The organism is Streptomyces sp. NPDC006643, assembly GCF_042870175.1.
Lineage (GTDB): Bacteria > Actinomycetota > Actinomycetes > Streptomycetales > Streptomycetaceae > Streptomyces.
This window is the reverse complement of record NZ_JBIAHA010000031.1, coordinates 105,601-116,852: the sequence shown is the minus strand read 5'-3', so window position 1 is coordinate 116,852 and position 11,252 is coordinate 105,601. Positions and strand designations below refer to the sequence as shown.

The 11,252-nt window shown below is 68.0% G+C and carries 8 protein-coding genes; 5 read left to right on the top strand and 3 right to left on the bottom strand.

Annotated features, from left to right (window positions below; all coding sequences use genetic code 11):
• Positions 1-368: 368 nt before the first annotated feature.
• Positions 369-527 (bottom strand): hypothetical protein, encoded by a 159-nt coding sequence (locus ACFYNU_RS33885; protein ID WP_356589348.1) that lies wholly within the window; start codon positions 525-527, stop codon positions 369-371.
• Between the two features lie 284 nt (positions 528-811).
• On the opposite strand from ACFYNU_RS33885, the gene ACFYNU_RS33880 reads away from it, so the two are divergent.
• The 4 genes from ACFYNU_RS33880 (at position 812) to ACFYNU_RS33865 (ending at position 6,268) form a co-directional block, all read left to right on the top strand.
• Complete coding sequence (locus ACFYNU_RS33880) at positions 812-1,024, top strand: hypothetical protein (protein WP_356589346.1); 213 nt, start codon at positions 812-814, stop codon at positions 1,022-1,024.
• Positions 1,025-1,412: 388 nt separating this feature from the next.
• Positions 1,413-4,109 carry a Helicase associated domain protein gene (locus tag ACFYNU_RS33875; protein ID WP_356589344.1) on the top strand — a complete coding sequence of 899 codons (2,697 nt, stop codon included), beginning with the start codon at positions 1,413-1,415 and terminating at the stop codon, positions 4,107-4,109.
• Between the two features lie 157 nt (positions 4,110-4,266).
• The gene (locus ACFYNU_RS33870) at positions 4,267-5,001 is read left to right on the top strand and encodes a hypothetical protein (RefSeq protein WP_356589342.1); all 735 of its coding nucleotides are present in this window, start codon (positions 4,267-4,269) and stop codon (positions 4,999-5,001) included.
• A gap of 1,045 nt (positions 5,002-6,046) precedes the next feature.
• Positions 6,047-6,268, top strand: a complete 222-nt coding sequence (locus ACFYNU_RS33865) for a hypothetical protein (RefSeq protein WP_356589340.1) — start codon at positions 6,047-6,049, stop codon at positions 6,266-6,268.
• Positions 6,269-6,286: 18 nt separating this feature from the next.
• On the opposite strand, the gene ACFYNU_RS33860 is transcribed toward ACFYNU_RS33865, so the two are convergent.
• Positions 6,287-9,670, bottom strand: coding sequence for an RHS repeat-associated core domain-containing protein (locus ACFYNU_RS33860; protein ID WP_388768281.1), 3,384 nt, complete (start codon positions 9,668-9,670; stop codon positions 6,287-6,289).
• Between the two features lie 428 nt (positions 9,671-10,098).
• Here ACFYNU_RS33860 and ACFYNU_RS33855 point away from each other — a divergent pair, with 428 nt between their 5' ends.
• Positions 10,099-10,401: a hypothetical protein gene (locus ACFYNU_RS33855; protein WP_356589336.1), complete on the top strand. Its 303-nt coding sequence runs from the start codon at positions 10,099-10,101 to the stop codon at positions 10,399-10,401.
• A 326-nt stretch (positions 10,402-10,727) separates the two neighbouring features.
• On the opposite strand, the gene ACFYNU_RS33850 is transcribed toward ACFYNU_RS33855, so the two are convergent.
• The gene (locus tag ACFYNU_RS33850) at positions 10,728-11,216 is read right to left on the bottom strand and encodes a hypothetical protein (RefSeq protein ID WP_356589334.1); all 489 of its coding nucleotides are present in this window, start codon (positions 11,214-11,216) and stop codon (positions 10,728-10,730) included.
• Positions 11,217-11,252: the final 36 nt, after the last annotated feature.

Genomic DNA, 11,252 nt, shown 5'->3' with positions numbered 1-11,252 from the left:
CCCGCGGAGCGGGTACCACATCGCTGCGCGATGTGCAAGCGAAGGCATCCGCTTCGCGGATGCCGAAGCGGATCGCTGCGCTCACCGCGCCCCCTGCTGCGCAGGGGCAGGTCTCTACGCTGCGCTCCGAGACCAGTGGGACCTGAGACCGACCGGTGGAGCCGGCCGCTGCGCGCCCGGCAGGCCGTACGGTGTGCGATCCGCCGGGCGCGGCTCTGAACTCTGTGGACTGGTAACGGAGTTGAGAGCGCTGCGCGCTCCCGGGCGGGTCCGCTGCGCTCCCCCGCCTGACGGTCCTTCCGGCTGCGCCTCCAGAACCGTTAGGGCCCGCTAGCGCGGGCCGGGCCGGCTGTTCGGGGGCTGAGCTTTCAGCGTCGTCTTCTGAAGTAACCGTGCTGGTACAGCTTGTAGATGATCACGGGGGCCAGGGCGAGCCACACGGCCACGAATACCCATTCGAGCCATGGAGGGCCGTCCGGCTTGCTGTCCTGGGCCAGCTCTACGACAGCCACACTGAGTTGAGTCATGCTTCTCCAGTGCCCAGTCCTTAGACCAACACACGGACTCTGCAACCGAGTTGTGAGGACCGGGTTGTCCTCCATTTCGGAGTCCGGCTGATTGTCGCTCGTTCGCGTGAGTCCCGGTGCGCATGCTTCATCAATCTGATGCAGCATGTATCGTTGGCAAAAACACAAGCATCCCTAGCCACACAAGAATCTCTCCAAAATTCCGAGGGGAACGTCCGCAGATAGCCGATCGCAACGAATCTGTCAAACCTGATCCCGCATTGAGCAACGATTCTGTGCGCCGGGTGAGCCGGTATCACACGGCGGGCACCAATACCGGGGTGAGGCTGTTCGCGCTCCTGGAGGCACAAGGCGTGCCCGCGGGCGAGGCGGACGATCTGGTGGCCGCGCCGGAGACCGGAGCTGTCGCCGAGACACAGAGCGAGGTTATGGAACTGGAGGGCATGGCGTCGTGCTCGCGCGGCCCGGTGCTCGAGGACGGCTGGGGCGACGGGTGAAGACGGTGAGCGAGGCCATGGTGCGCATCGCGGACCGGGACTGGTCCCGGCGCCGCGGCCGGTCTGCTGGGGCTGCTGAACTGGCCGTACACATCACGGACGGAGGCAGCGTGAGCGGGTGGGCCTGCTGCGACTGGAGACGTTCGTCCAGGAGAGCGTCCTGCCATACAGCGGCGCCGGGCGCTGGAGGCGCTGGGCGAGGCCAGCGGTCCGTGCGCCGTGGGCACGAGGAACAGCGATGCGGACGACAAGCCGCCCTTTCAAGGACGGAAAGCCCGGCGGCTGGCACAAGGCAGATGTGTGGATCTTGAACGACTCGGGCGCGGCCCGCATTCCGCACACGGCCCTGTGAAGAACATACGGATTCAGCGCTCGGGGAGACAAGGAAATGTCGGCGATTCAGCTCAAGGAACACCAGGTAGATCAGCGCTCCGCGTTTCGCAGGTGGGTGGGATTCCCTGCAAGGTCATCTGTGCCCCCGCAGGGTGCCCGGGGCACGATCGTGTCAGCGACCGGTTCGGGCAAGACGATCACGGCCGCAGCGTGCGCGCTGGAGTCGTTCGCGGACGGGCGGATCCTCGTGACCGTACCGACTCTGGACCTGCTCGCGCAGACCGCCCAGGCGTGGCGTCTGGTCGGTCACCGGGCACCGATGGTCGCGGTGTGCTCGCTTGAGAACGACGCGGTCCTCAACTCGCTGGGAGTGAGGACGACCACGAACCCGATCCAGCTCGCCCTGTGGGCCAGCCACGGCCCGGTCGTCGTTCTCGCCACGTACGCCTCTCTCGTGGACCGCGAGGACCCGGAAGAACCATCGGGTCGGCGGAAGGTTCGCGGGCCTCTGGAGGCCGCTCTGGCAGGCGGAGAGCGCCTGTACGGACAGCGCATGGACCGGTTCGACCTCGCCATCGTGGATGAGGCCCACGGAACCGCTGGTGATCTTGGGCGGCCGTGGGCGGCGATCCACGACAACCAGCGGATCCCGGCGGACTTCCGGCTGTACCTGACCGCCACCCCGCGCATCCTCGCCGCGGCCCGCCCTCAGAAGGGCGCGAACGGCCAGGATGTAGAGATCGCGACCATGGCCGACGACCCGGACGGCACCTACGGGTCGTGGCTCGCAGAGCTCGGTCTGAGCGAGGCGATCGAGCGCGAAATCCTTGCCGGATTCGAGATCGACGTCCTGGAGATCCGCGATCCCTCGCCGGATCTCGGGGAGTCGGAGGAGGCACGGCGGGGCCGGCGCCTGGCCCTGTTGCAGACCGCCCTGTTGGAGCACGCCGCCGCGTACAACCTCCGTACGGTCATGACCTTCCACCAGAAGGTCGAAGAGGCCCGCGCGTTCGCGGACAAGCTGCCCGAGACGGCTGCCGAGCTGTACATGAACGACGCCACAGGCGACGACCTGGCCGCCGCCGACAAGCTCCCCGCGTCCTCGATCGACGCGGACTTCTATGAGCTGGAAGCCGGCCGCCACGTACCCCCGGACCGCGTCTGGTCCGCGTGGCTGTGCGGCGACCACCTCGTAGCCGAACGGCGCGAGGTTCTACGCCAGTTCGCCAACGGCATCGACACTGCCGGGCGCCGGGTCCACCGTGCCTTCCTCGCGAGCGTTCGCGTTCTCGGGGAGGGCGTGGACATCACCGGCGAGCGGGGAGTCGACTCGATCTGCTTCGCCGACACCCGCGGCTCCCAGGTGGAGATCGTGCAGAACATCGGCCGCGCGCTCAGGTTGAACCGCGACGGCTCCACGAAGGTCGCCAGGATCATCGTGCCGGTCTTCCTGGAACCCGGCGAGGACCCCACCGACATGGTCGCCAGCGCCAGCTTCCGCCCCCTCGTAGCCGTGTTGCAGGGCTTGCGTTCGCATGACGAACGTCTGGTCGAACAACTCGCTTCACGCGCGCTCACGAGCGGCAAGCGCAAGGTCCACGTCCAGCGTGACGAGGACGGGCGAATCGTTGAGGCCGGCGGCGAGGGTGACGGCGAGGACCAGGAGGCCGACGACACGCAGGCCGCCGCCGAAGCGGCCCTGCTGCACTTCTCCAGCCCGCGCGACGCGGCAACGATCGCGGCGTTCCTCCGGACGCGGGTGTACCGGCCGGAGTCCCTGGTGTGGCTGGAGGGCTACCAGGCCCTCATCCGCTGGCGGAAGGAGAACGAGATCACCGGCATCTACGCCGTCCCGTACGACGTGGAGACCGAGGTCGGCGTCACCAAAGACTTCCCCCTCGGACGGTGGGTGCATCAGCAGCGCAAGGCGCTGCGGGCCGGGGAGCTGGAGGAGCGGCGCAAGACGCTGCTGGACGCGCCGGAGGCCGGGATGGTGTGGGAGCCGGGCGAGGAGGCGTGGGAGGCCAAGCTGGCCGCCCTGCGGTCGTTCCGACGGGCGACCGGGCACCTCGCGCCGCGTCAGGACGCGGTGTGGGGCCAGGGCAAGGCGATGGTGCCCATCGGACAGCACATCGCCAACCTGCGCCGCAAGGGCGGCCTGGGCAAGAACCCGCAACGGGCCGCCGCTCGCGCGCAGCAGCTGACGGAGATCGACCCGGACTGGGACTGCCCCTGGCCGCTGAGCTGGCAGCGGCACTACCGGGTCCTCGCCGACCTCGTCGACGCCGACGGCCACCTGCCCCACATCGCACCCGGCGTACTGATGGACGGCGATGACATCGGGACGTGGCGTTGGCGGCAGCAGGAGCCGGGCACGTGGGCGCAGCTCCTGCCCGAGCAGCGCGAGCGGCTGACCGCGCTGGGCGTACACGGCGCGGCCCTCCCCGTGACAGCCCTCGCACCGAAGGAACTCCCTCCCGCACTGGCCGCCGCCCTCAAGGGACCGAAGAAGCCGGAGAGCAAAGCGGAGGCCGCGTTCCAGCGCGGCCTGGCCGCCCTCACCCAGTGGGTGGAGAAGGAAGGACAGCGGCCCGTCCCGCGCAGCACGATCGTCGAGATCACAGTCGACGACGAAGCGAAGCCGGTGACTGTGAGGCTGGGCGTATGGGTATCCAACACCAAGCAGCGGCGCCACAAACTCACCGCGCACCAGCTCGCCGCCCTCACCGCCTTGGGCATCAACTGGGCATAAGCAGCGGTTGCCGTCGGTCGTTGAGCTGGGCGGTCAAGCGAAGAACTCAGAGAGGCCCTGAGCGTCATCGTCCAGGGCCTCTTGCTGTCGATCGGGGGAACTCAACCTGGAGCTTCACCTGTTGCACCGCCGGGCCGGGCTCCCCAGTGTCCGGGAGATGGCCGAGGAGATCGGCAAGAGCCCTAGCGGGGTCCATAACGTGTTCCGGCTGGCCAGGGTGCCCGAACAGCGTCTGACGATGGCGATCGTCGATCGGCTGACGTTGCGGGTCCGCGACTGGGGCGTAGACATCAGCCAGGAAACCGGTATCGAGAAGGCCCTCCGCAAGCTGGTACGGCTGTGGTTCCAGGCCAAGCAGGAAGAGGAAGAGCTTGCCGCTCAGAGGAAGCCGCCTCACACGTCCGACGCCACCCGGCGGCTGCTGTTCGCGCTCAGCCCGGAGTGCTCCATGTCCCACCCGACCCGGCAGCTCCCCCAGCCCCACGACATCGTCGCCTTGGAGGACCCCGCCGCGGGGAAGACCCCGGCGTTCCTCCGTAAGACCGGCCTGAGGCCGGCGGCCCACAACCCCTGGCATCTGACCCACCTGTGCCACGGCTGCCAGGCCCGCCGCGACACCGGTGAACTCACCGAGGCAGAACTCCGTGCGGCCCGCTTCGCTCTGGACCGGCACCCGGGCGCGGCCCGGCACTACGCCGCCTACCACGACCAGGTGCTCCTCGGTGCCGAGGAGGTCATCGACATGAACGTCCTGGCGCGGGTCCAAATGATCATCAAGGCCGATCCCGAGGTGGCGACGCCCCCGTACACCCTCAACCATGGCGAGCTTCTGGTCGACCGGTCCCACGGCCTCCTGGACTGGGGAGACCACCCGTGTGAAGACGAGCACTAGCCACAGCGGGCCTCCCGGGACGGGCGCCCGGGGAAGCCGTGGTGTGAGCCGGCACCGCGTGTGCGGGTGTTCGGGAGAACACGCTGACCACGACGGAGATCTCGAACTCCAACGGCTCAAGGCCACCCCGTCCGGCGCGCCCGGTCAGAGGCGAGGTGCCCTTGTTGTTCATCAAGGTCGACAACTGCTACGAAAATCCCGAAGAACTGGCCGACCAAGCTGGAGAAGTACGCCCGGTTCCTCCGGCGGAAGATGAAGGAGGCGCCGTCCCGCACGGCGGCTTCGGTTCGGGCGTTACAGATCGCGTTCTGCAGGGCGAGGCTGGCGACCCGGGCCCGCTCGTACCGGCTCGACTCCCGGGGAGGTTTGCCGTCGGTGCCGCCGAACCGCCGGGGCACGACGTGCGTCGGTCCCGGCATGGACCGTATCGACGACGCAGATCCCCGAGCCCGGCCTGGTCGCCCTGGACCTCACCGCCCCTGACGAAGCAACCCCGCACACCGTGATGGTTGTACTGCAACGCCCGTGGCCACCTCGGGCCTCTCTCCCGTACGGCGGGAGCCGGGGTGGCGGAAGTCCGTACCTGCGTCCACGCAGACATCCGGTGCCCCGGCACCCAGCCCGTCGATCCGTCTTACGGTGCGGAGGTGTAGACGACGGCCGTGTTCTCGCACGGCCCGTCGGAGAGCACCTTCAGCGCCTCCAGATCGGTCTTGTCGACGCTCAGGTCCCAGCGGAGCTTGGTGGCCACCCACTCCCCCCACGTAGCGGCACTGTTGCCCAGTCGACGACGGGCAGGGAGCATGCGGCGCCGCTCGTACGAGTAGTACGGGCACCGCAGCCGGAGGGACGGCGCGCCTCGCGTTCAGTTGCCTGCATCGCAGCCTGCTCTGTATCTGACCTTTGAAGACATTCTCTCTGCGAGATTGGGAACGGTGGGGCCCCGGGTTGTACCGGGGCCCCATGCTTCATTCGGGTCAGATCCCTATCCGTGTCCAGGTGGTGGCGGTGGCGGGGCAGGTGGCGGCGTAGTAGGCCGCTGCTCTTGGCGCCGCCGCAGCAGGGCGGGAAACAGGAAGCCCACGATCACGCCGGCCGTCGCGCCGACCAGAAGCGCGAGCACAACATCGCGCCCGTTACCGGAATCGAAGTACTCCATCGGCCCAGCGATCAGCGCGCCGAAGGCACCCAGGGCGAGCGCACCGCGCGCACGGCGTTGCAGGCTCGATCTTTCTCTACTCACAGCTTCCTCCTTTCTGGCCTGTGAGACCGTTTCCAGGACGCGCTATCCCAGCCAGCGGCCAAGCGCGGATCCAGCTGGAGTGGCCCCGAGTGCTCCCCACAGTGAGCCGTTCATGAAGGCATCGCTTCGGTCCTCATTGCTTCCGCCGAAGAGAGCCGATCCGATAGACGCTCCGGATCCAGTGCCCAGACCTGTCAGCACCGCTCCGCCAATGATGCATCCCACACCCGTTGAACAGACGGTGGCAGTTGCCACCACGCCAAGAGTGCCCCCTGCAAAGCCTCCCAGTCCTTCTCCGACGTCCGGCCAACCGAAGAGTCCGGTTGGGTCGGTGTTGTTGATGGGGTCACCGCTGGCGTAGAGGTAGGGATTCTGCTCTTGGCCGGAGGGGTCGGGTTGGGTGAAGCGGCCCATGCTCGGGTCGTAGTATCGGTGGCCCATTTTGTAGAGGCCGGTGGGGTCGGCGTAGGCGCCGGCGTAGCGGTAGGGCTGGACGACCGTTTCGGTCGGGGTGGTGCGGGGGGTACCGGTGGGGCTGTAGGCATAGGTGTGCGTGCGTGTGCCGGTGTCATTGACGAGACCGAGGACGTTGCCGGTCGCGTCGGTCAGGTAGTAGTAGCTCTTTCCGGCGGTCCGCATGGAGTTGAGGGTGCCCGCCGGTTCGCGGATGAATCCCGTATCGGCGCTTCCCGTGGTGGTGCCGGTCAGGCCCAGCGCGGTGGTGTGGAACCAGGTGCCGGCGAGTTTGGTGCGCTCGTCGTTCGTGGTGCCCGCGTGGACGAGGTCGCGGGCGGTGCCGGCGGTGGTGATGTTGGTGAGCTGGCTGTGGTCGGACCATGTCTGGGCGGAGCGGGCGGTGCCGGACGCGGGGTCGGCGGCGGTCTCGTTGCCGGCCAGGTCGTAGGACCAGCCGGTGGTGGAGCCGCTGCGGGTGGTGAGCTGGGAGGCGTCGTTGTAGGTGTAGCTGTGGGTGGTGGGGCAGGTGGTGACGGGGCCGCTGTTGAGGTGGGTGACATTGCCGGCCTTGTCGAAGCAGTACAGCCACGACGCGGTACGCACCCCGGCGGTGTCGGTCTCCTTGGCGTAGGTGAGGCGTTCCTGCGTGTCGTAGGTGTACGCGATCTTCTTGTCGGTGGCCTCGTCGGTACGGGTGCGTATCTTCGTACCGTCCGTCGTGCCGCCGGTGCCGTACCCGTAGGTGTAGGCGAGGTCGATAAGCGTGGTGGTGCCCGAGGTGGCTTTGATCGCGGTGGGGCGGCCGGAGTTGTCGAGTGTCACGCTCTGCGTGGTGCCGCCCGGGTAGGTGGTCTTGGTGCGTTTGTCGTTGTTGTTGTACTGGTAAGCGGTGATCTTGTTGGCGGGGTCCTTCAGTTCGGTGAGGCGCCCGGCGGTGTCCCAGGTGTAGTCGGTCTTGCCGTTGGGGTCGGTGTAGTGGTCGACCTCTCCGCCCGGCGTGTACGCGAGGGCGGTCTGGGCGCCGTTCTGGAGGGTGCGTACGCTCTCGCGGTTCAGACCGTCGAAATCCCAGCGCGTGGTGCCCGAGGCGTCGGTGCGGGAGGTCTGGTTGCCGTCACCGTCCCACGTGTACCGGACCGTCGAGTGGGGCGAGGAGATCTCGGTGACGCGGTCACGGGAGTCGTAGACGTACACCGACTTGATGCCGCGGCCGTCGGTGACGGTCTCCGGGCGTCCCAGTGCGTCGTAGGTGTATGCGACTTCGCCCAGCGGGGACGGCGGCTTCACCTTCGACAGGTTGCCCTTGGTGTCGTAGGTGAAGGACGTGACCTTCTCGTTGAGGTCCTTCGAGGTGCAGCGCTGGCCCTCGAAGCCGCCGCACGTCGGGGCGGCCTTGTTGTACGTGTAGCTGCGGCTGCCGCCCGCCGTGCCGGACGTGGTCACGGAGAGCGTGTTGCCGGAGGTGTCGTAGCCGAAGGTGTCCTTCTTGCCGTCCGGGGCGCTGAAGTCCTTCGGGAGGTCGGTGCCGGCGATCGTCTGATACGCGGAGACCGCTGCCGTGGCGCCGGTGGGGAGCTTGGCGGAGGAGGGGTTGTTGCGGGCGTCCCAGCCGTAGGCGGTGACGTTACCGCCGGTGCCGCCCGTCCCGGTGCCCATCGCGTCGACCGCCGTCTGGAGATTCCGGTTCAGATAGGTGCGCGAACGGCTCTTCCCTCGCGGATCGGTGACCTTGGTGATCTCACCGTCCGCGTTGTGGGTGTGGACGGTGTCGTCACCGTCCGGGTCGGTGACGGTCGTGGTGCCGGCCGCCGCCGGGGTGGCTGCGGAGTGGGCGTATACCCAGGTCGGGCCGCCTGCCCGTTTCACGGAGGTGACGCGGTTCTGCGCGTCGTAGGTAAACTCGGTGACCTTGTTCTCGGGAGTGGTGACCTTCGTCAGGCGCCGCGAGGAGTCGTACGCGAAGTGCGTGGCCTTGTTCGCGGTGTCGGTGGTCTTGACCAGGTCTCCGGCGCTGTTGAGGTCGAAGACGACGGTGCGGCCGGTGTGGTCCTTGGCCTGCCACTGCGAAGCGTTCGTCTTGAGCAGGTCGACCCAGCGGCCGGAGCGGGTCTCGGTGAGCTTGAACCCCTTGTGCTCGCCGCTCTCGTCGTGCTGGCTGACCGTGATCGCTCCGTTGTTGCGGTCGGTGACCTTCGTCAGCGTGCCGTGCTCGTTGTACGTGTCCTTCGAACCCGACTTACGGGTCGTCAGGGTGTACGTCCCGTCGGTGTTCTTCTTCAGATCCTTCGAGTACCCGGTCGGCGTGGTGAACGTCCCGTCCGTCTTCTTCACGAACCGCACCGCGTCGCCCGTCGCGTCGTACACCACGACCTCGGCGGTGGTGATCTGCGCGTAGCGCTCCCAGCCCTGCCACCAGCGCTGGGACACCTTCCCCCACGGGGCGTCCAACGAGTTGTACGTACGAGCCAGCTGAAGACTCTGCCCCACCCCGGCAACATCGAAGTCCGTGCCGGCGAGCATCAGGTTCCCGTTGGACAGATTCACCCGGGCGACCAGCGAGTCCGAGAGCCGCGTGTCGGAAAGCTGATGCCATGGCACCTGCCCCTGCCCCTCCGGCACTTCGGACTCCACGACAGACCGGGCCCCCTGCGCGGCCGAGGCGCCTGAGGCGCCGCGGTCGGGCAGAGTACGCGCCTTCTCCTGCGCCGCGTACCAGGCGGAACGTTCCTGCGACGGCTCCGCCGCCGACTGCGAAGCCGGCGCTGTCGTCGGACCGGCCTGTACGGCCGGCGCTGTCACCTTCCCCGGAGTGGTCCACGGCGAGGTGGGATCGGGCAACCGCGGCTCCGGCGCGGCGAACGCCGGCAACGACGCGGCGGCCAGCGAAACTGCGGCGACCGCCGCCGTCAGGGCGTATCGGGTGGATCTGCGGGCACGCCGAAACGGCGTGCCAGAAGCACGTGAATGCATCAACTTCCCCCCACGGAAAGCCAGAACCAGCAACCCCAACGGTCACCGGGCCACCACAAGCTGTCACAGCCCCTTCACGCGACACGACCCCTTTCAGCGCCGAAAACACAAAGACCCCCACAATCAAGCCGAACTTATGCACCCATTCGTCCGACTAATAGTTTCCGTAAGGCAAGTTTCTCCCGGCGAGCGCCGCTGAACTCCGTGTAGCCAATCTGGCTGAAAAGCAACGCCGAACCCATTTGTTCACTCGCCTTATGAACAGCGAACGGTCAAGGTCAGTCAAAAGAACCGCCCGACCAGACAGCGGGCCACCCCGCGGGCTGCAGCTCCGGACGCGGCCATCCCCCACTCCACAACCAGCCGCCCAGCACACCCGCGCCGCGCTCACCGAGGGCCGCGGAGGGCACTCTCCAGGGGGAAGAGACTTGACCCGCCACGCCCTCACGCGACGACCACTTTCCGCCACCCGCCGGGCCGGCCAACTCCTCTGCTGGACATACGCCTTCACCATGGCGCTCACCACCGTCGAAGCCCTCGCCGGCCCCAGCCCCGCGTGGTGGCAACACCTGTGGCCGACCGCCTGGGCCCTCCCCGCCGCGGCCTTCGCCGCCTGGCTCACCTGCCGCGCGGTCGAGAAGCGCACGCCGCTCCGGGCAGCCGACGAAGACGACACCACTCCCGGCTCTGGCACCAGCGGAACCGGCCCCGCCTACGACCAAGCCGCTTGAACGCAGCCGCCGCAAGGCCGACAGGGCCCTGATGTCGTGTCGGAGTTCAGGCCGCACGCCACCCGGCCACCGCGTGTTAGTGCGGCGTTCCCTCGCTCACGACTGACCGTTTCGGCCGCCGCAGCGAGGGAGCTCGGGACGGCGAAGCAGTCGGCATGCCGGTGCACGGCCCGGAAGGGGAGCTTCCCGCCGTCGAGCGTCCACTGCCCGGGCGAGTCCGCTGAGCCCGCCCCGGTGGCGGGGGCGGTCGTGGCGTCGGCCTTGCCGGCGCGTTCCTCGGCGGCCCGGGTCCGGCGCCTCACCGACTCCCGCCATGGCTGCCGGCCTCAGGGCGTGATCTTCTCGGCCACGAGGATGTAGTCGAAGTACAGGGGAAAGCCTGTCCGGGGGGCGGCCGGGATGTCCTGGCTGCTCGCGTTGGCCAAGATGACGTTGAGGTCGGCGATGCCGTCGAAACCTGCGTCGTTGTAGTCGATGGTGTACCCCCGGCGTTCGATCTCGCGGCGCAGCGTCTTCTTGGGCGTGCGGAATACGTCGAGGCCGTCGAAACCGGCGAGTGAGACGTTCACGTTCCCGTCTTCGTTGACGAACCGCCACAGTTCGATGCTGTCCAGCTTCTCCCGCGCGTCGAAGATCAGCACGATGTTCAATGTGATGTCCGGATGCTTCACGACGTACTTGCCCGGTGGCCTGCCGCCCTCGGGGCTGTGCTTCACCGTGGCGCCGCGTTCCCGCGCCGTCTCCATGGCCTCGTCGAAAGGCATGCCGAGCCGGAAGTGGCCGACCCCGAGGTGGGGCGTGATCTCGATGTCCATCCTTGGTCCTTCTCTGTCCTCGGGTTCGGTCTGTCC

Coding starts and splice junctions, on each gene's coding strand:
- ACFYNU_RS33885 (WP_356589348.1), bottom strand. CDS start 527: ATGACTCAACTCAGTGTGGCTGTCGTAGAGCTGGCCCAGGACAGCAAG.
- ACFYNU_RS33850 (WP_356589334.1), bottom strand. CDS start 11,216: ATGGACATCGAGATCACGCCCCACCTCGGGGTCGGCCACTTCCGGCTC.
- ACFYNU_RS33860 (WP_388768281.1), bottom strand. CDS start 9,670: ATGCATTCACGTGCTTCTGGCACGCCGTTTCGGCGTGCCCGCAGATCC.
- ACFYNU_RS33870 (WP_356589342.1), top strand. CDS start 4,267: ATGGCCGAGGAGATCGGCAAGAGCCCTAGCGGGGTCCATAACGTGTTC.
- ACFYNU_RS33875 (WP_356589344.1), top strand. CDS start 1,413: ATGTCGGCGATTCAGCTCAAGGAACACCAGGTAGATCAGCGCTCCGCG.